At 68.2% G+C, this 19,967-nt stretch carries 15 protein-coding genes; 9 read left to right on the top strand and 6 right to left on the bottom strand.

The genetic code is table 11. The features are described from left to right. Positions 1-26 precede the first annotated feature (26 nt). Positions 27-890 (bottom strand): mycofactocin-coupled SDR family oxidoreductase, encoded by an 864-nt coding sequence (locus MKCMC460_RS14900; RefSeq protein ID WP_236984141.1) that lies wholly within the window; start codon positions 888-890, stop codon positions 27-29. Positions 891-1,158: 268 nt separating this feature from the next. Between MKCMC460_RS14900 and MKCMC460_RS14905 the strand changes: the two genes are divergently transcribed. The 5 genes from MKCMC460_RS14905 to MKCMC460_RS14925 all read left to right on the top strand — a co-directional run bounded on the left by MKCMC460_RS14905 (position 1,159) and on the right by MKCMC460_RS14925 (position 6,935). Next, complete coding sequence (locus MKCMC460_RS14905) at positions 1,159-2,379, top strand: CaiB/BaiF CoA-transferase family protein (protein WP_236983685.1); 1,221 nt, start codon at positions 1,159-1,161, stop codon at positions 2,377-2,379. Positions 2,380-2,434: 55 nt separating this feature from the next. Continuing rightward, positions 2,435-3,679: an amino acid deaminase/aldolase gene (locus MKCMC460_RS14910; protein ID WP_236983684.1), complete on the top strand. Its 1,245-nt coding sequence runs from the start codon at positions 2,435-2,437 to the stop codon at positions 3,677-3,679. Then, positions 3,676-4,971 (top strand): D-arabinono-1,4-lactone oxidase, encoded by a 1,296-nt coding sequence (locus MKCMC460_RS14915; protein ID WP_236983683.1) that lies wholly within the window; start codon positions 3,676-3,678, stop codon positions 4,969-4,971. The genes MKCMC460_RS14910 and MKCMC460_RS14915 overlap by 4 nt, the downstream gene beginning before the upstream one ends. A 115-nt stretch (positions 4,972-5,086) precedes the next feature. Further along, on the top strand, positions 5,087-6,439 hold the full coding sequence (locus tag MKCMC460_RS14920) for a wax ester/triacylglycerol synthase domain-containing protein (RefSeq protein WP_236984139.1): 1,353 nt from the start codon (positions 5,087-5,089) through the stop codon (positions 6,437-6,439). 184 nt (positions 6,440-6,623) lie between these two features. After that, a complete protein-coding gene (locus MKCMC460_RS14925) occupies positions 6,624-6,935 on the top strand; it encodes an ANTAR domain-containing protein (RefSeq protein ID WP_236983682.1) in 312 nt (103 codons plus the stop codon). 110 nt (positions 6,936-7,045) lie between these two features. On the opposite strand, the gene MKCMC460_RS14930 is transcribed toward MKCMC460_RS14925, so the two are convergent. After that, positions 7,046-7,489, bottom strand: a complete 444-nt coding sequence (locus MKCMC460_RS14930; RefSeq protein ID WP_236983681.1) for a hypothetical protein — start codon at positions 7,487-7,489, stop codon at positions 7,046-7,048. Positions 7,490-7,706: 217 nt separating this feature from the next. Further along, positions 7,707-9,593: a DUF4407 domain-containing protein gene (locus MKCMC460_RS14935; protein ID WP_236983680.1), complete on the bottom strand. Its 1,887-nt coding sequence runs from the start codon at positions 9,591-9,593 to the stop codon at positions 7,707-7,709. 222 nt (positions 9,594-9,815) lie between these two features. On the opposite strand from MKCMC460_RS14935, the gene MKCMC460_RS14940 reads away from it, so the two are divergent. Then, positions 9,816-10,379, top strand: a complete 564-nt coding sequence (locus MKCMC460_RS14940; protein ID WP_238304486.1) for a hypothetical protein — start codon at positions 9,816-9,818, stop codon at positions 10,377-10,379. Positions 10,380-10,487: 108 nt separating this feature from the next. After that, positions 10,488-10,916 (top strand): SRPBCC family protein, encoded by a 429-nt coding sequence (locus tag MKCMC460_RS14945; RefSeq protein WP_236983677.1) that lies wholly within the window; start codon positions 10,488-10,490, stop codon positions 10,914-10,916. Here MKCMC460_RS14945 and MKCMC460_RS14950 read toward each other — a convergent pair. The 3 genes from MKCMC460_RS14950 to malQ form a co-directional block, all read right to left on the bottom strand. Further along, positions 10,913-11,203, bottom strand: coding sequence for a LapA family protein (locus tag MKCMC460_RS14950; protein ID WP_236983675.1), 291 nt, complete (start codon positions 11,201-11,203; stop codon positions 10,913-10,915). The two genes, MKCMC460_RS14945 and MKCMC460_RS14950, sit on opposite strands and share 4 nt — an antisense overlap. Before the next feature lie 134 nt (positions 11,204-11,337). Next, a complete protein-coding gene (locus MKCMC460_RS14955; RefSeq protein ID WP_236983673.1) occupies positions 11,338-11,799 on the bottom strand; it encodes a nuclear transport factor 2 family protein in 462 nt (153 codons plus the stop codon). Continuing rightward, positions 11,796-13,943, bottom strand: coding sequence for a 4-alpha-glucanotransferase (gene malQ, locus MKCMC460_RS14960; protein ID WP_236983671.1), 2,148 nt, complete (start codon positions 13,941-13,943; stop codon positions 11,796-11,798). The genes MKCMC460_RS14955 and malQ overlap by 4 nt, the downstream gene beginning before the upstream one ends. A gap of 320 nt (positions 13,944-14,263) precedes the next feature. On the opposite strand from malQ, the gene eccB reads away from it, so the two are divergent. After that, entirely contained in the window at positions 14,264-15,790 is a 1,527-nt protein-coding gene (gene eccB, locus MKCMC460_RS14965; RefSeq protein ID WP_236983669.1) for a type VII secretion protein EccB, read from the top strand. Then, a complete protein-coding gene (eccCa, locus tag MKCMC460_RS14970) occupies positions 15,787-19,956 on the top strand; it encodes a type VII secretion protein EccCa (protein ID WP_238304487.1) in 4,170 nt (1,389 codons plus the stop codon). The genes eccB and eccCa overlap by 4 nt, the downstream gene beginning before the upstream one ends. Positions 19,957-19,967: the final 11 nt, after the last annotated feature.

Below are 19,967 nucleotides of genomic sequence, written 5' to 3' on the forward strand. Positions count from 1 at the left end.
GAATCCAATTCCGTTGTGCGACATGACTATGACCCCGACCAAGGTTTGACCTTGAGGAAGCCGCCGGCATCCACCCGCAGCTGCTGGCCGGTGATGTAGCGGGCGGCGTCGGAGGCCAGGAACAACACCGCCTCGCTGATGTCCTCCGGTTCCACATAGGGCACCGGCATCGCCTGCACCAGCGGGAAGATCGGTTCGGCGTCCGCGCGGGTCGGATTCGCCAGATCGGGGCGAAACGCCCGGTACATCGGGGCGCTGTGCAGCATGTCGGTGTTGACGTTGGTCGGGTGGATCGCGTTCATCCGGATCGAGAACGGCGCCAGCGCCCGCGCGAAATCGTTCACGTAGTGCGCGGCAGCGATTTTCGCGAATGCATAACCGGCGCCACCGGGCCCACCGTCGATCCCGGTGGTGTTCATCGACGACATGAACGCGGCGTTGGACCCGATCACGACGATCGATGCCCCCGACTGCAGATGCCGCAGGCTGGTGTGCACCAGGTTGAGCACCCCGACCAGGTCGACGTCGACCGCGTCGGCGAACGCCTGCGGCGGCAGGCCCGCGGTGAGCGGGCAGATCCCGGCGTTGGCGACGACGATGTCCAGGCGGCCCAGCTCGGCCACGCCGTCGTCGACGGCGGCCGACACCGCGGCGCGGTCGCGGACGTCGGCGATTGCCGAGAAGACGCGCTGGCCCTCCTTCTCCACCAGGCGTGCGGTTTCTTCCAGATCCTCGGGCCGGGCCAGCGGGTACTCGTTGGTCTCGATGTCGGCGCACAGGTCCAGCGCGATGATGTCGGCGCCTTCGGCGGCCAGCAGTCGCGCGTGCGACCGTCCCTGCCCGCGCGCCGCTCCGCTGATCACCGCCACCTTGCCGGCAACTCGGCCCATCATCCGCCCCCTGCCTCGGTTGACCGAACGGTAGTGTTCGCATCGGAAACGTTGCGGCCCAATGCTTCTCGCGGCATAGCGGAATTCCCGGGACGATCCGCGAACACAAGGTCCCCGATCAGATCAATGGTCGGCTCCATCGCATCTCTTCCACGAGCAGCCGCGGATGGAACTACCTGCGTGGCTGCAGCCGGGCTGTCGATATCCTTACACTAGCTAGAATATCTAAAATAGCAAGAAATGACGTAGCTAACAGAAGGGGCGGCCGATGACCCGGGTGCTCAGCGGTGTTCGAGTGGTGGAACTGGCGTCCTGGACATACGTGCCGTCGGCCGGAGTCGCGTTGGCGGACTGGGGTGCTGACGTGATCAAGGTGGAAGGCGTCGCCTCCGGTGACCCCGGGCGGGCACTGGTCGTCGGTGGTTTCACCCGGGAGGCCGCACGCGCCGACGCCGACTTCATCCTGGAACTGAGCAACCGGGGCAAGCGCAGCGTCGCGATCGACATCAAGTCCGAAACCGGGCGGGAGTTGTTCGGCCGCCTGTTGGCTTCGGCCGATGTGTTCCTCACCAACTGGCTGCCGGGCGCGCTGGAGCGGGCCCGGCTGACCGTCGAGGACATCCGGTCGTTCAACCCGAACATCATCATCGCCCGCGGCACCGGACTCGGGGTGCGCGGGCCGGATCGCGACCGCGGCGGGTTCGACGCCGCCACGTACCTCGCGCGCGGCGGGGTGGCGTACACCCTCACCCCGTTCGGCACCGAGAACCCCGCGGTTCAGGGCCCGGCGTTCGGCGATCTACAGGGCGGCGCGACGCTGGCGGGCGGGGTGTGCGCCGCGCTGTTCCATCGGGAACGCACCGGCGAGCCCAGCATCGTCGACTCCTCGTTGCTGGCGCAGGCGATGTGGGCGATCGCACCGTCCATCTCGGTGGCCGACCTGTTCGACATCGACGGAATCCCCGGCGCGCCGCCCGGATTGGCGATCAACCCGCTGGTAGCCCGATACAAGACCAAGGACGACCGATGGATTCAGCTGGTGTTCCTGCAACCCGACAAATACTGGGCCGGCTTCTGTAAGCGCATGGGTCTGGTCGAACTGGTGAACGACGAACGGTTCGTGCCGTCCGGCAACCTGATCGCCAACGCGGCCGAAGCAACAGCCATCTTCGCGAATGCCTTTGCGGCCCAAGATCTTGCGCATTGGCGGCGGGTACTCCAGGACGAACCGGGTGTCTGGGGCGCGCTGGCCACGCCCAAGGAGACCCTCAACGACCCGCAGGTCGAACCCAACGGATATGTGATCACCAACGTCGACGACCGGGGCGAGAAGTACCGGATCGTGGCGGCACCCGTCCAGTTCGACGAGACCCCGCCGGCGCCCGCGCGGGCGCCCGAACACGGTCAGCACACCGAGGAAGTGCTGCTCGAACTGGATCTGGACTGGGACGAGATCGCTCGCGCGAAGGACAGCAAAGCCATCCTGTGATGGTCGGCGCGCACCGACGCTGACCCGCCCGCCCCGACCTGGATAAGGTGGCGGCGTGCATCAGAATGCTGGTCGTGGGCAGGATTCCGGCGGACCGGCCCGGCTGGATCCGCAGGACCGGTTGCAGCGCTACGAGCAGGCTTTCGCCGGATTCGACACGCCGTTCGCCTTCGTAGACCTCGACGCGATGTGGCACAACGCCGGCCGGTTGCTCGTCCGGGCCGGCGACAAGCCGATCCGGGTTGCCTCGAAGTCGTTGCGGTGCAGGCCATTACAGCGTGAGATCCTGGACTGTGGGCAACGGTTCGACGGGCTGATGACATTCACGCTGGCCGAGACCCTGTGGCTGGCCGGGCACGGCTTCGGCAACCTGCTGCTGGCCTATCCGAGCACCGATCGCGCCGGGCTGCGGCGACTGGGCGAACTGACTACCGAAGACCCCGACGGCGCGCCGATCGTGATGGTCGACAGCGTCGAACATCTGGACCTGATCGCCGGCGCGACAGATCGGCCCATCCGGTTGTGCCTGGACTTCGACGCCGGCTGCTGGCTGGCCGGCGGGCGGCTGAAGATCGGGCCCAAGCGGTCGCCGGTGCACACCCCCGAGCAGGCGCGCGCGCTGGCCGAGGAGATCGCCCGGCGGCCGGCGCTCAAACTGGTCGCGCTGATGTGCTACGAGGGCCATATCGCCGGGCTCGGCGACCGCGTCGCCGGCAAGGTCGCACAGAACGCCATCGTCGGGTGGCTGCAACGCCGGTCGATCGCCGAATTGCGGGACCGTCGCGCTCGGGCGGTCGAACTCGTTCGCGAGGTCGCCGACCTCGAGATCGTCAACGCCGGCGGCACCGGAGACCTGCAACTGGTCGCCCAGGAACCGGCGATGACGGAGGCGACCGCCGGCTCCGGGTTCTACGCACCGACGCTGTTCGACTCCTATTCCACGTTCACGTTGCAGCCCGCCGCCATGTTCGCGCTGCCGATCTGCCGCCGTCCCGACGAGAACACGGTGACCGCGCTCGGCGGCGGCTACCTGGCCAGCGGGGTCGGCGCCAAGGACCGCATGCCCACCCCCTACTTGCCGGCCGGGCTGCAGCTGAACCCGATGGAGGGCGCCGGTGAAGTCCAGACACCGCTGACCGGCGCCGCCGCGCGAGAACTCAAGGTGGGTGACAAGGTGTACTTCCGCCACACCAAAGCGGGGGAATTGTGCGAGCGGTTCGACCGGCTGCACCTGGTTCGCGGCACGGAAATCGTCGACACGGTGCCGACCTACCGCGGTGAGGGGCAGACATTCCTGTGACTGCCAGATGGGTCAACTGGGCCGGCGACCAGGTGTGCGCGCCGGCGGCGATCGAACGCCCCGGATCGGAGGCCGAACTCGTCGACGTCGTCGCCGCGGCCGCCCGCAACGGAGCGCGGGTGCGCGCGGTCGGTACCGGCCACTCGTTCACCGACTGCGCGTGCACCGACGGCGTCCTGGTCGACATGACGGGCCTACAGCGAATCGTCGACGTCGACCCCACCAACGGGCTGGCCACCGTCGAAGGGGGCGCCGAACTCCACGCGCTGCTGGCGCAGTTGGCCGACCGCGGGTTCGGACTCGAGAACCAGGGCGACATCGACAAGCAGTCGATCACCGGGGCGACGGCGACTGCCACGCACGGCACCGGTGCGCGTTTTCGCAACGTGTCGGCCCAGATCGTGGCAGCCCGGCTGGTCACCGCCCAAGGCCGCGTGTTGGAGATCTCGGAAAGCTCGGACTCAGACGCCTATCTGGCGGCGCGGGTATCGCTGGGCGCGCTGGGCGTCATCTCGCAGGTCACCGTCAAGGTGGTGCCGCTGTTCACCCTGCACCGCCGCGACGAGCTGCGACCCCTGGACAAGACGCTGCACCACCTCGACGAATACGTGGACGGCAACGACCATTTCGAGTTCTTCGTCTTCCCCTACGGTGACACCGCACTGACGCGTAGCACCCGCCGCAGCCACGAGCAGCCCCGCCCGCAACCCAGGTGGAAGAAGCGACTCGGTGAGGAACTCGAGAATGCGGGCCTCGACGCCGTGTGCCGCGCCGGACGGCGGTTCCCCGGTGCGGCACCGCAACTCAACCGGCTGCTCACCAACCTGTTGTCACCGTCGACCGTGCAGGACCACGGCTGGAAGGTGTACGCCAGCGCCCGCAAGGTGAAGTTCACCGAGATGGAGTATGCGATCCCCCGCGAACATGCAGCCGCGGCCGTGCCGCGGGTGATCGAGCTGGTACGCCGACGCAAGCTGCCGATCATGTTTCCGCTCGAAGTACGCTTCAGCGCCCCCGACGAGGCGTACCTGTCGACCGCGTACGGCCGCGACACCTGCTACATCGCGGTGCATCAGTTCACCGGGATGGAGTTCGAAAGCTACTTCCGCGCCGTCGAGGAAATCATGGATGAGTATGCGGGACGGCCACATTGGGGCAAACGGCACTACCAGAGCGCCGCCACGTTGCGCAGTCGGTACCCGCAATGGGACCGCTTCGCCGCCGTCCGCGACCGACTCGACCCCGACCGGGTCTTCCTCAACGACTACACGCGGCGCGTGCTGGGCCCCTGATCCGTCCCGACCAAGGACCCGAATCGCAGGGACCAAGGTCCCCGGCTGAGGGCAAGCCGGCGACATCGACGCCGATCGGTCGTAGGTTTGTTTCGTGGGATCAGCGACCGAGTTCATGCGCAACAGCGACGCCTTCACCTGGGGCATGGAAAGCGATCCACGGCTGCGGTCAACCGTTGTCAGTGTCCTCATGCTGGATCGGTCGCCGGACTGGGATCTGCTCCGCGCCCGCTTCGACATACTGAGCCGCAAGATGCCGATGTTCCGTCAATGCGTGGTCGAATCGCCGCTACCCACGCCGCCGCGCTGGGAGTCCGACCGCGACTTCGACCTCGACTACCACATGCGCCGCACCGCGGTCGCCGGCTCCGGAACGCTCGACGACGTCCTGGAAATGGCCCGGCTGGCCCAGATGCAGGATTTCGACCGGGCCCGCGCCCTGTGGGAGACCACGCTGGTCGAGGGACTGCAGGATGGCGGCGCGGCCGTGATCTGCAAATTCCACCACGCGCTCACCGACGGGGTGGGCGGCGTCCAGATCGCGATGACCCTCTTCGACCTGACCGCAGAACACTTCGAAGTCGAGACGTTGCCGCCCGTCCCCGAGGCGGCCAAGCCCGCGCCATTCGGCGGTTACCGGGATGCGTTGCGCTACAACGCTTCCCTGCTGAGCGGTGCGGTGCTGGGTGCGGCGAAGCTGGCGCCGCGACTGGTGTACGACGGCGTCCGGCAGCCGGTCACCACCGTGCGCTCGGCGGTGGCCAACGCGGCCTCGGTCTACCGCACCATCAGGCCGCTCAACCGCACCGGATCCGAACTCGCCAAGGAGCGCAGCCTGATCCGCCACTTGAGCGTGCACGAAGTATCCCGGCCGCAATTGCGTGAAGCCGCCCACCGCGCCGGTGGGGCGCTCAACGACGCGTTCGTCGCCGGGGTTGCCGGCGGACTGCGGCGCTATCACGAGAAGCACGGCGTCGGCGTCGGCGACCTGCACCTGTCGATGCCGATCAGCCTGCGCACCGAGAACGACGGCATGGGCGGCAACCGGATCACGCTGATGCGGTTCGACGTGCCCGTCGGGCAAGCCGACCCGGTGCTGCGCATCAAGGGGATTCACGACCGGGCCAGTGCGGTACGCGGCGAGAAGTCGTTGCCCTACACACAGGCGATCGCCGGCCTGCTCAACCTGATGCCGCGGTGGTACATCGGTTCGGTGCTGCGCCATGTGGACTTCGTGGCCAGCGACGTGCCCGGGGTGCCGATTCCGGTCTTCCTGGGCGGGGCTGCGGTGCGCGGACAGTATGCGTTCGGTCCGACCATCGGGGCGTCGGTCAACGTCACCTTGTTGTCCTACTGCGATACCTGCGCGCTGGGTATCAATGTGGATACCGCAGCCATCCCGGATTACCAGGTCTTCCACGACGCCCTCGTGGCCGGCTTCGACGAAGTGCTCGCGCTGGCGGACTGATTCTGCGCAACCAGCCGGTATCAACCCGCTCACGGGAGGGTATCGATGCCTACGCACGTCTGGCGCGACGGGCGCGATCCGCAAATCATTGCACGGGATGCCAATCGGGACTCGCGGCGGTGAGATGTATTCGGATGCAAGACAATCCTCCGCCCGGCAGACATCGGTAGGAGGTAACCGAGGCATGACGGCAAGCTGGGCGCCTACCCAGGCCTCGCACAGCCCGAGTTCGGGCCGCATTCTCGACACCGCGCAGGGGATCCTGATCGGCCTGCGCCGGTGCCGTTCGGACACGGCGTTCGACGAGCTGCACACCGCCGCACAGCGGCACCGGGTACCCGTGTTCGCGATGGCGTGGGCGCTGGTTCATCTGGCCGGGGAGGGCGAGCAGACGCCCAGCTTCGTCGAGGCTCAGTCCGCGGCCCGCGATGAATGGGGCGATCTGTTCACCGCCGATCACCTGCGCTCGTTGGCGGACGTCGCCGGGATGCGTTGAGCGCGGCCGCGGTAACGGGGAAGTACCGCGGCCCTCGGTCAGTCCCTGGTGATGGGTCGGCAGCGGGAAATTGTTTTGGGTTGCACCCGAAGGTCTTTCGGCTCTCCGGTTTACCCCGGCGGCGGTACCAGACCTCCGGAAACGATGAAAGCCTCGACCGCGGTGGCCTGTTCGAAGCCGTCCACCTCGACCCGCCACTCGTAGATGCCGGGTTCCAACGGGATTCCGCCCGGGATGTTGAGGGTGAGGGGCATGCGCACCGCGGTGCCGTGAATGGCCCCTGGCAGGCGTCCCGCCTCGGCCGCGGCCTCGAACAGGATGCGCTGCGGGCCCTGCGGTCCGTGGACCACCACCGGCTGGCCGTCGGTGTTCAGCAACTGGCAGGTCAGTTTGTGCTGTTTGTTGGTTTCGTCCCAGTCGATATCCAGAAACATCACCAAAGCGAAAGGGGGCGTTGGTGTTTGACACTGTCGCCAGCCCAGCCCCAGCGTGTGGACCTTGCCTGATTGCACGTCGGCCTGGGCCGCGTCCGCCAAAAAGAGGCTGACCTTCATGTGGCCGTCTCGGCGGACTTACCAGATGTCACCGCGCGCTGCCGGCTTGCGGGTGCTGCCGTAACCAGATCCACCAGATCACGTCCTGTTCCCAATCGGAGAAATCGCCAGGCCCTGACCACGCTCCGGCCGAGTCCGGCCCGATAATACGCCGCACCCGCGCCGTCGATTCGTCACCGGTCAGCGACGACCCGCCGCACTCGGGGGCTGCGGCAGCCTACGTGCCGGGCGGCAACTCACGTGGACCCTCGGGTGGACGCAGTTCGCGCGGTCCCTGCCGTTCGGCAAGCTCATGGCGACCCTGCCGGGCGGAGTTGTGCCCGACGGACAGGCTGTCCAGGTCCCGCTGGGGCGCGTAACCCAGGGGCGGGTATTCGCTGCCGGCCGGGCCTTGGAGCTGCTGGTAGTCGGTGGTGTGATGTCCCTCGCCGCGCGAGGATTCGACCCGGCTGCGCCCGGTCGCGGCGTCTTCGGTGCTTTCGGGAGCAGCCGACCGGGGCGCCTGCGGCGGGCTTTCGCCGCCGGAACTCTGCGAGTCGATCGTCACCTTGCGGGTGCGCTTGAGCGAGAAAGCGATCTCCTCGACCTCTTCGAACACTTGGCGGGCGCCGCGCAGCGGGGCCGTGGTGTTGTCGATCACCCGCGCGACGAACGGCGGCACCAGCGGGCGAATCCACCGTGCCGCGGCCTTGGTGGCGTCGGGAATGGACGGAATCAACGGGGTCCCTCGTTCCTCGTCGTTGACGTGCCGCTCGTCGTAGTGCTCGACGACCTGTTCGGCGGCTTCGGAGCGAACCGGCAGGTTCTCGGTGACCTCGGCGTCGTGGACCTCGGTCTGCGGCGGACCGGGCGGCAGCTCGGCCACCGCACGGCTGGCGGCCTCCGCCTCGGCCTCGATCGGCAGGTAGATGTCTTCCTCCACTGTCCGCAACGCCGGCTCCGGGGTGCGTTCCGACGATGCGTGCACCGGGGCTTCCAGGGCCTCGACGATGCGGCGTCGCTGCTGCTCCCGGTCGATTTCGGCCTGGGCCTCGATGGCGAGGCGGGTCTGGGTGAGTTGGTGCTCGGCCCACATGATCTCGGCGGCGCGACGCACCTCGGCCCGTTTGATCGCGATCGCGGTGTCGGCGTCGAGCTCGGCACGTTCGCGTTCGGCGCGTGCCGTCGCATGGCGATCGTGGGTGGTCTCGCCCCGCCACGACCGCAGGATCAGCGGCAGCAGGTAGAGCATGACGCAGAACGCGACGGTCAACAGCCGCAACGCCAACGCGCCGGGGCCGGACATCGTCAGGTCGTTCATGGCCACCCAGCGCGCCCCCAGGCCCTGACCGGCGCCGGCGAGCACCGCGCGCCGGGCCTGGCCGACGGCCTGCTCGTCCCGCGCCACCCTGGCGTCAAGCTCCGGTGCCTGCCGGTCGCGGGCCGCCAGCGCACTGTCCAGTTCGCGCTGCGCCTCGGCGAGCAGCTCATTGGACGAGCGGGTTTCGGGGCCCTGACCGGGAATGCCGGTGATGCGGGTCTGCGGGCACCCCGGGGTGGGGTGGTATTCGCAGCGCGCCACAACCAGAGCCTGGTCGAGGTGTGCGCGCGCCTGCTCCACCGTGGTGTCGAGCGCGGACCGGGCCGCGCGGGCTTGTTGCAACGACGACGAGGCCTGCGTGACCGCCGGGGCACTGTCCGCGGCGCGTGCGGCCCGCTCGGTCAGGCGCTGGTCGATGGCCCCGGAGAACACCACCATCGCCGCGAGTTCGCCGACGACGACGCCGACCGCCACGGCGACCGCCGCCCGACCCGCCACGGCCCCTCGGCCGCGGTCCGGGCCGCCCGCGATCGCGCGGGTCACCGCGCCCACCAGAAGCCCGAACAGCAGCGTCAGCGCGACCACCGCCCACAGCGGCACCGTGGGCACCGCCGAGTGCAGCGCCAGCGCCGCGACCACCCAGGCCAGCGCCGCCCCGAGCGCGACGACCGCGCCCGAGACGGCGTGCATGGACCGCTCGTGGCGCTCGCCGAGTTCACGCCAATGTCCGCCGCCCAACCAGGTCAGCGGCCCCGCGAAACGCGAGATCGAGGGGCGCTGGTCAGGAAGTTCGTCCGCGCGCATGAGAATCCAACACCTCCATTGGTTTCCAGGGTGGCAGCCCGCCGCGCGACACACCGAATCCAACAGCACGCTTGTGGCGTTGTTCACAAACGCGCTACAAGTGATCCAGGTCACGCCGCGGCGACCGGCCAGCCGCCGGCAACGCCGGCGAGCTGCGCGAATTTCTGCGGCGCGAGCGGGTCGGCGATTGAGCGGGCCGCTGACATGAGACGGTAGGAGCTTATGGAAAACCACGAACTGCTCACCTACGAAGAATTCGGCCGCAGGTTCTTCGAGGTCGCCGTCACGCCGGACCGGGTGGCCGCCGCGTTCTCCGAAATCGCGGGCAGTGAGTTTGCCATGGAACCGATCGCCCAGGGCCCCGGTGGTATCGCCAAGGTCAGCGCGAACGTCAAAATTCAGGAGCCTCGAGTCACCCGCAAGCTCGGCGACCTGATCACCTTCGTGATCCACATCCCGCTCTCCATCGACCTGCTGCTGGACCTGCGCCTGGACAAGCAGCGCTTCGTCGTCGCCGGCGATATCGCATTGCGAGCCACCGCCCGGGCCGCCGAACCGCTGCTGATCATCGTCGACGTCTCCAAGCCGCGGCCGTCCGACATCACCGTCAACGTGTCGTCCAAGTCGATCCGCGGCGAGGTGCTGCGCATCCTGGCCGGGGTGGACGGCGAGATCCGGCGTTTCATCGCCCAGTACGTCAAGGAAGAGATCGACTCGCCGAAGTCGCAGGCCGCCCAGGTGATCGACGTCGCCACCCAGGTCGACACGGCGTGGACCGGCATCTGACGTGAGATGCGTCGCATCACCCGCCGGGACGGCCGCCACCAGGTTTTCCGGCGCTGCGCCCCGGGTAGGTAACGCGAAAGCGAACAGCAGCACCGGAAGGGGCGGGTTTTGGCGACGGTAGATGTCTCGACGACCTCGGCAGTATCGCCGGAAGCCGCCTGGAAACTGGCATCCGATCTGAAGCGATTCGACGAGTGGATGACCATTTTCGGCGGATGGCGCGGGGAAGTTCCCGACACGGTCGAGCAGGGCACCTGCGTCTCGTCGCTGATCAAGGTCAAAGGTTTCCGCAACGTCATCCACTGGGAAGTGACCCACTATGACGAGCCGAATTCCATTGAGTTGCAAGGGCGTGGCCGCGGCGGCGTCCGACTCGCGGTTGCGATGAGCGTCGCACCCGACGACGAAGGATCGACCTTCAATCTGAACGCGGACCTGTCCGGCGGCGTGCTGAGCGGGCCGGTCGGCCGGCTGGTCGCCCGCGTGTTGCGCTCCGACGTGCGCAAATCGGTGCTGAATCTGGCGGAATTACGTTAGCGCACTTGGCGATTGGGCCGCCGCAGGCCCCGCTCGGCGTCTCGTACCCGCCGCCGCTCCATGGACAGCCAGGACAGCCCGGCGCTCAAGATCAACATTCCGGCGCTGGTGGTGGCGATGCCGACGCCCACTTTGCCGAGTGAGAACGCCGCCACCGAGACCACGAAGGCCAGTAGCGCGCCCGCGATCACCAGCATCCCCGGCGCCCGTTGCGCTTCCTCGAGCGAAGGCGGCGAATCATGCTGGTGCGATCGGCTAGCACGCTGGGTGTTTGCGATATCAGCCACGACATCTCCTTTTGCAGCAGTGGGCGAGTCGACCTGCTGCCCGTAGCGGGGCCGCTACCTCTTTGCCTACCCGAACGCCGTTAGGCATAAACGACTTCCGCATCCCGCGCCGCGTCGAAAAGGTACCGCTCGCGCTAGCCGGGCTCGCGCGGCAGCAACCGGCGGGCCGACCGGGTCTCGATGGCGTTGATCGTCAAGGCCCGCACGCTGATTCGCCAACCGTCCTCGCCCAGTTCGTACTGGTCGTCGTAACGCAGGTGCCAGACCAGATCGGAAACCCCGTCCGGGCGCTGAGTCCAATGGTGGGCGATGCACGTGACGCGACCCACGGCGCACCCCTCCCGTGCGCCGGCGCCGTAGACCTCGCCGACGATCGCGTGCTCGGTGCGGGTCACCTCGGTCACCGCCGCCACGGCGGCCGTGATCGCCTGCCGTCCGTGGTGCGCCCGGACCGGCTTCAGCGAAGCCGGCGGGTCCGGTACCGTCAAAGTTGCTTCTACAGTGAAAAGTGTTGCCGCTGAATCGAATTGACGATCATCGAGATAGGCCGCGTAACGATGCACCAAGTCGCTGAGGTCGGCGCGAGGTACCGTCACGCCGGCCCCGCCGACGCCCGGACCGCGTCCAGCAGAGTTGCCGCCCGCTCGTCGGTGAACACGTCCTCCAGCAGCATCGGCCGACCATCCGGCCCGCTCAGCGGTACCCGCCAGTTCGGGTATTCGTCGGTGGTGCCGGGCTGGTTCTGGGTTCGCCGATCACCGACCGCATCGGTGAGCGCGACCCCCAGCAACCGCGACGGGGTGCGCCCCAGGTACCGGTACAGCGCCAGTATCACCTGCTCGGGCCGGTCCTCACCGTCCGCGAGCAGCCCGGTGCGGCGCAACTCGGCCAGCCACGCCGCCCGCTCGGCGGCGGCGAACTCCAGCTCAGCCGCCACCGGCCGGGTCAGCAGGCCCAGGGATTCCCGCAGCCGCACATGCTCGCCGGCCAGGTAGCCGGCCGTCGGCGGCAGGTCATGGGTGGTGACCGAGGACAAGCAGTACTCCCGCCACCGTTCGGCGGGCAGCGGCCCGCCCTGGCCGGAGTCGTCCTGCTCGAACCACAGGATCGACGTGCCCAGCACTCCGCGCAGTAATAAGTAGTCACGCACCCATGGCTCGACGGTGCCCAGATCCTCACCGACGACGACCGCCCCGGCCCGCTGCGCTTCCAGCGCGACGATGCCGATCATCGCCTCGTGGTCATAGCGGATGTAGGTGCCGTCGGTGGGCGGCGCGCCGTCGGGGATCCACCACAGCCGGAACAGCCCGATGATGTGGTCGATGCGTACCCCGCCGGCGTGGCGGAGCACCGCGCGGATCAACGACCGAAACGGCCGGTACTCCGACTCGTCGAGGCGGTCCGGCCGCCACGGCGGCTGCGACCAGTCCTGACCCAGCTGGTTGAACTCGTCGGGGGGCGCACCCGCGGTGACGCCCAGCGCCAGCACGTCCTGTAACGCCCACGCGTCGGCGCCGTTGGGATGCACACCCACCGCCAGGTCGTGCATGATCCCCAGCGCCATGCCGGCCCGCACCGCCTGCGACTGCGCCGCGGCCAGCTGTTCGTCCAGTTGCCACTGCAGCCACCGGTGGAAATCGACCGAGTCGCTGTTCTTCTTGACGAACTTCGCGATCCCCGCGGCAGTTGGATGCTGCAACGACTCCGGCCAGCGATGCCAGTCGGCACCGTACTTCTCGGCCAGCGCGCACCAGGTCGCGAAGTCGTCGAGGTCGCGACCCTCCCGGGCGCGGAATGCGGCGTAGGACAGTTCGCGGCCCGCCGAGCGTGGCACCCGGTGCAACAGCTCCAGTGCCTCCCGTTTGGCGGTCCAGGCACTGTCCCGGTCGATGCTGTCGATCCGTTCGGCGCCGTGCTGCACCCGGGCCCGCAGCAGGCGCACCCTGCCGCGCTTGGGCAGGTCGGCGAGTTCGGTGACGGCTTCCACCCGCAGGTAGAGCGGGTTGACGAAGCGCCGCGAGGTCGGCAGGTACGGCGACGGTTCCATCGGCGCCGTCGGCGCCGCCGCGTGCATGGGGTTGACCAGCACGTAGTCGGCACCGTGCCGCGACGCCGACCACAGCGCGAGATCGGCCAGGTCGGTGAGGTCACCGACACCCCAGGACTGCCTGGACCGCACGCTGTACAGCTGGGTGGCCAGCCCCCAGGCGCGCCGGCCGCCGAGCCGCTCCGGCAGCCCCAGCCAATCCGGCGTCACGATCAGGGCGGTGCTGGTCTGGTAGTCGTCCGAACGCAGGTGCACCCGGTGGTAGCCCAGCGGCAGGTCAGCGGGCAACACAAAGCTGGCCTCGCCGATCCAGCGCCCGTCCAGATCGAACGGCGGCGTGAAGTTGTCGACCTGGACGATTCCGCTGTCCGGGCCGCGGCGCTCGGTGCCGTCCTCGAACTGCAGCCACACTTCGGCGGGAGCGCCGTGCGTCACATGCACCCAGAACCGGGTCTGCGCCCCCGCACGCGCGACGATGGTCGGCGGCATGGGCCGTTGCCAGTAGGAGCGGCGCTCGGCGACCAGCGCGGCATTGCGGTGCTGCTCGGTGTCCGCTGCGACGCCGAGCGCGCCGAGCACCGCAACCAGGGTGGCCTCGGAAACGAGCACGTGCCGGCCCGTCCAATCCTGGTAACCGGTGGCGATGCCGAAGCGCCGGGCGAGTTCGACGAGGGAAGGCGCGAGCTCAGTCATGACGCCAATCTTGCGTGCAGCCGTGCCGATTGGGAGAGCGCGGGGTCTCACAAAACAGCCGCAATCCGGTCCGCCGGCCGTGCAACCCCCGGTGCAGAGGCGCTAACCGCAGCTCAAGTGGTCGATCAAGGGAGTCTGTGACTTAGCGCGCCGAGACGGTCGTAGCCGGTTACCATGCCCAGGGAAGACACGATGGAACCGTGGGAATGCCGCGCGGGCGCTGACGCCTGGCGAGGCCGCTGCGGGTGCCCTACGGTTATCGATGTACCCGGAGGGGCTTCAAATCCAGGCGTTTTGACACAACCGGAAGGTGATCGAACGTGGCTGAACATAGCCGCGGACAGCGGGGGTCGGGTTACGGCCTCGGGTTGTCGACGCGGACCCAGGTAACGGGTTACCAATTCCTGGCGCGCCGCACCGCGATGGCGTTGACCCGTTGGCGGGTCCGGATGGAGATCGAACCGGGCCGGCGCCAGACGCTGGCCGTCGTCGCTTCGGTTTCGGCAGCGCTGGTGATCTGCCTGGGTGCCCTGCTGTACTCGTTCATCAGCCCCGCCGGCCAGATCAACGACGCGCCGATCATCGCCGATCGCGACTCGGGCGCGCTGTACGTCAAGGTGGGCGACCGGCTCTACCCGGCGCTGAACCTGGCGTCGGCGCGATTGATCACCGGGCGCCCCGACAACCCGCACCTGGTCCGGGGCAGCCAGATCGCCAAGATGCCGCACGGACCGCTGGTCGGGATCCCGGGCGCACCCTCGGAATTCGCTCCCAAGAGTCCGCCGGAGTCATCCTGGCTGGTCTGTGACACCGTCGGCGGCACGTCCGCGACAGGCATGCCGTCCCTGGGAGGCGTGACGGTCACCGTCATCGACGGAACTCCCGACATGAGCGGTCATCGCCGCGTCCTGAGCGGATCGGATGCCGTGGTGCTCAACTACGGCGGCAGTGCCTGGGTGATCCGCGAGGGTCGCCGGTCGAGGATCGACGCCACCGACCGGTCGGTGCTGTTGCCGCTGGGCCTGACCCCCGAGCAGGTCAGTCAGGCGAAGCCGATGAGCCACGCGCTGTACGACGCCCTGCCGGTCGGACCCGAACTGCTGGTCCCCGAGGTGCCCAACGCCGGGGCCCCGGCCACCTTCCCCGGTGCGCCCGGCCCCGTCGGCACCATCCTGGTCACCCCGCAAATCAGTGGGCCGCAACAGTATTCGCTGGTTTTGGTGGACGGAGTACAGACCCTGCCGCCGTTGGTGGCCCAGATCCTGCAGAACGCCGGACGACCGGGCAACACCAAGCCGGTGACCGTCGAGCCGTCCGCCCTGGCCAAGATGCCGGTGGTCAACCGGCTGGACCTGTCGGCCTACCCGAACGACCCGCTGAACGTGCTGGACATCCGCGAGAACCCGTCCACCTGCTGGTGGTGGGAGCGGACCGCCGGCGAGAGCCGCGCCCGCATCCAGGTGGTGTCCGGGCCGACCCTGCCGATCAAATCCAGCGAGATGAACCACGTCGTCAACCTGGTTAAGGCCGACCCGACCGGTCACCAGGCCGACCAGATCTACTTCGGCCCCAACTACGCGAACTTCGTGGCCGTCACCGGCAACAACCCCGGCGCTCAGACCACCGAATCACTGTGGTGGCTGACCAATGCGGGGGCCAGGTTCGGCGTCGACGACACCAAGGAAGTCCGAGAAGCGCTGGGACTGAGCTCGCAACCGAGCCTGGCGCCGTGGGTGGCGCTGCGGCTGCTGCCCCAGGGCCCGACGTTGTCGCGGGCTGACGCGCTGGTCGAACACGACACACTCCCGATGGACATGACCCCTGCAGAGTTGGTGGTACCCAAGTGAAACGTGGTTTTGCACGGCCTACGCCGGAAAAGCCGCCGGTAATCAAGCCGGAGAACATCGTCCTACCCACACCACTGAGCATTCCGCCCCCGGAGGGCAAGCCGTGGTACATGATCGTCATCGGCGTCGTGGTGATCGGCCTGCTCGGCGGCATGGTCGCCATGACGTTCGCCAGCGGCTCGCACGTGTTCGGCGGTGTCGGCTCGATCTTCCCGATCTTCATGGTCGGCGGCATGATGATGATGATGTTCGGCGGCCGGTTCGGCGGCGGGGCGCAGCAGATGAGCCGACCCAAGCTGGACGCGATGCGCGCCCAGTTCATGCTGATGCTGGACATGCTGCGGGAGACCGCGCAGGAGTCCGCCGACAGCATGGACGCCAACTACCGCTGGTACCACCCGGCGCCCAACACGTTGTCGGCGGCCGTCGGATCGTCCCGGATGTGGGAACGCAAGCCCGACGGCAAAGACCTCAACTTCGGGGTGGTCCGGGTCGGCGTCGGCATGACGCGCCCCGAGGTGACCTGGGGTGAGCCACAGAACATGCCCACCGACATCGAGCTGGAGCCGGTCACCGGCAAGGCGCTGCAGGAGTTCGGGCGTTACCAGAGCGTCGTCTACAACCTGCCCAAGATGATCTCGGTACTGGTCGAACCGTGGTACGCGCTGGTCGGGGACCGCGAGCAGGTGCTGGGGCTGATGCGCTCGATCATCTGTCAGCTGACCTTCTCGCACGGCCCCGACCACATGCAGTTCATCATCGTCAGCTCCGACCTGGAGGAGTGGGACTGGGTCAAGTGGCTGCCGCACTTCGGTGACTCGCGCCGGCACGACGCCGCGGGCAATGCGCGCATGGTTTACAGCTCGGTTCGCGAGTTCGCCGCCGAGCAGGCCGAACTGTTCGCCGGGCGCGGCTCCTTCACGCCGCGGCACGCCAGCTCGTCGGCGCAGACCCCGACCCCGCACCACGTGATCATCGCCGACGTCGACGACCCGCAGTGGGAATACGTGATCAGCGCGGAGGGGGTCGACGGCGTCACGTTCTTCGACCTCACCGGTTCGTCGATGTGGACCGCAGTGCCCGAGCGCAAGCTGCAGTTCGACGAGATCGGCGTCATCGAGGCACTGCCCCGCGACCGCGACACCTGGATGGTGATCGACGACAAGGCCTGGTTCTTCGCGCTCACCGACCAGATGAGCGCCGCCGAAGCCGAAGAGTTCGCGCAGAAGCTCGCCCAGTGGCGGCTGGCCGAGGCGTACGAAGAGATCGGCCAGCGGGTGGCCCACATCGGCGCCCGAGACATCTTGTCCTACTACGGGATCGACGATCCGGCGTCGATCGACTTCGACGACCTGTGGGGCAGCCGCACCGACACCATGGGCCGTTCGCGGCTGCGGGTGCCGTTCGGCAATCGGTCCGACAACGGCGAGCTGTTGTTCCTGGACATGAAATCGCTGGACGAGGGCGGCGACGGCCCGCACGGCGTCATGTCCGGAACGACCGGTTCCGGTAAGTCGACACTGGTGCGAACCGTGATCGAGTCGCTGATGCTGGGTCACCCCCCCGAGGAGCTGCAGTTCGTGCTGGCCGACCTCAAGGGTGGATCGGCCGTCAAGCCGTTCGCCGGAGTGCCGCACGTGTCGCGCATCATCACCGACCTCGAAGAAGACCAGGCGTTGATGGAGCGCTTCCTGGACGCGCTGTGGGGCGAGATCGCGCGCCGCAAGGCGATCTGCGACAGCGCCGGTGTCGACGATGCCAAGGAATACAACTCGGTGCGGGCCCGGATGCGGGCACGCGGCCAGGACATGGCGCCGCTGCCCATGCTCGTGGTGGTCATCGACGAGTTCTACGAGTGGTTCCGGATCATGCCGACCGCGGTCGACGTGCTCGACTCGATCGGCCGGCAGGGACGTGCCTACTGGATCCACCTGATGATGGCCTCGCAGACCATCGAGAGTCGCGCGGAAAAGCTCATGGAGAACATGGGTTACCGGCTGGTGCTGAAGGCGCGTACCGCGGGTGCCGCCCAGGCCGCCGGTGTGCCCAACGCCGTGAACCTGCCCGCCCAGGCAGGTCTGGGCTACTTCCGCAAGAGCCTCGAGGACATCATCCGATTCCAGGCCGAGTTCCTGTGGCGCGACTACTTCCGGCTGACCAGCGTCGACGGCGACGAAGCGCCGGTGCTGGTGCACAACATCGACTACGTGCGCCCGCAGCTGTTCACCAACTCGTTCACACCCATGGAGGTCAGTGTCGGCGGTCCCACCGTGGAGCCGCCGGCCGGTTTCACCAACGGCGAGCTGCTGGCACCGGTGGGCGAGGAGCCCGACGAGGAAGAAGAGGCGATCCGCACGCCCAAGGTCGGTACGGTGATCATCGACCAGCTGCGCAAGATCAACTTCGAGCCCTACCGGTTGTGGCAGCCGCCGCTGACCCAGCCGATCGCCATCGACGAACTGGTCAACCGCTTCCTCGGTCATCCCTGGCACAAGGACTACGGTTCGGCCCGCAACCTGGTGTTCCCGATCGGGATCATCGACCGTCCGTTCAAGCACGACCAGCCGCCGTGGACGGTCGACACCTCCGGCCCCGGCTCCAACGTGCTGATCCTGGGTGCCGGCGGTTCCGGCAAGACGACGGCGTTGCAGACGCTGATCTGTTCGGCGGCGTTGACCCACACACCCGAGCAGGTGCAGTTCTACTGCCTGGCCTACAGCAGCACCGCCCTGACCACGATCGCGCAGTTGCCGCACGTGGGTGAGGTGGCCGGTCCCACCGATCCGTACGGCGTGCGCCGCACGGTGGCCGAGCTGCTGGCGCTGGTGCGCGAGCGCAAGCGCAGCTTCCTCGAGTACGGCATCGCCTCGATGGAGATGTTCCGGCGCCGCAAGTTCGGCGGCGAGGCGGGCCCGGTCCCCAACGACGGGTTCGGCGACGTCTACCTGGTCATCGACAACTACCGCGCCCTGGCCGAAGAGAACGAGGTGTTGATCGACCAGGTCAACATGATCATCAACCAGGGTCCGTCCTTCGGTGTGCACGTGGTGGTCACCGCCGACCGCGAATCGGAGCTCCGGCCACCGGTGCGCAGCGGTTTCGGTTCCCGCGTCGAGCTGCGGCTGGCCGCGGTGGAGGACGCCAAGCTGGTGCGGTCCCGCTTCGCCAAGGACGTCCCGGTCAAACCGGGCCGCGGCATGGTGGCGGTCAACTACGTGCGGTTGGACAGCGACCCACAGGCGGGCCTGCACACCCTGGTGGCGCGGCCCGCGCTGGCCAACACCGCGAACAACGTCTTCGAGAGTGACAGCGTTGTCGCGGCGGTCAGCCGGCTCACCACTGCGGCCGCCCCGCCGGTGCGCAGGCTGCCGGCGCGGTTCGGTGTGGAGCAGGTGCGCGAACTGGCCGCGCGGGACACCCGTCAGGGCGTCGGCGCGGGCGGAATCGCTTGGGCCATCTCGGAATTGGACCTGCAGCCGGTCTACCTCAACTTCGCCGAGAACTCGCACCTGATGATCACCGGCCGCCGCGAGTGTGGGCGTACCACGACGCTGGCCACCATCATGTCCGAGATCGGGCGGCTGTACGCGCCCGGTGCCAGCAGTGCGCCACCGCCGCCGGCCGGACGGCGGTCCGCGCAGGTGTGGCTGGTCGACCCGCGTCGCCAGCTGCTGACCACGCTGGGCTCGGATTACGTGGAGAAGTTCGCCTACAACCTCGACGGCGTCGTGGCGATGATGGGGGAGTTGGCGGCGACGCTCGCGGGCCGCGAGCCACCGCCGGGGTTGTCCGCGGAGGAGCTGCTGTCCAGGTCGTGGTGGAGCGGTCCGGAGATCTTCCTGATCGTCGACGACATCCAGCAGTTGCCGCCGGGCTTCGACTCGCCGTTGCACAAGGCGGTTCCGTTTGTGAACCGGGCCGCCGACGTCGGTCTGCACGTGATCGTCACCCGAAGCTTCGGGGGTTGGTCGTCGGCGGGCAGCGACCCGATGCTGCGGGCCCTGCACCAGGCGAATGCGCCGCTGCTGGTGATGGACGCGGACCCCGACGAGGGCTTCATCCGCGGCAAGATGAAGGGCGGTCCGCTGCCCCGCGGCCGTGGTCTGCTGATGGCCGAGGACACCGGCGTGTTCGTACAGGTCGCCGCCACCGAGGTGCGCAAGTAGGCGGGTGCCGG

This window comes from Mycobacterium sp. 20KCMC460 (genome assembly GCF_022179425.1).
Classification (GTDB): Bacteria; Actinomycetota; Actinomycetes; order Mycobacteriales; family Mycobacteriaceae; genus Mycobacterium; species Mycobacterium kiyosense.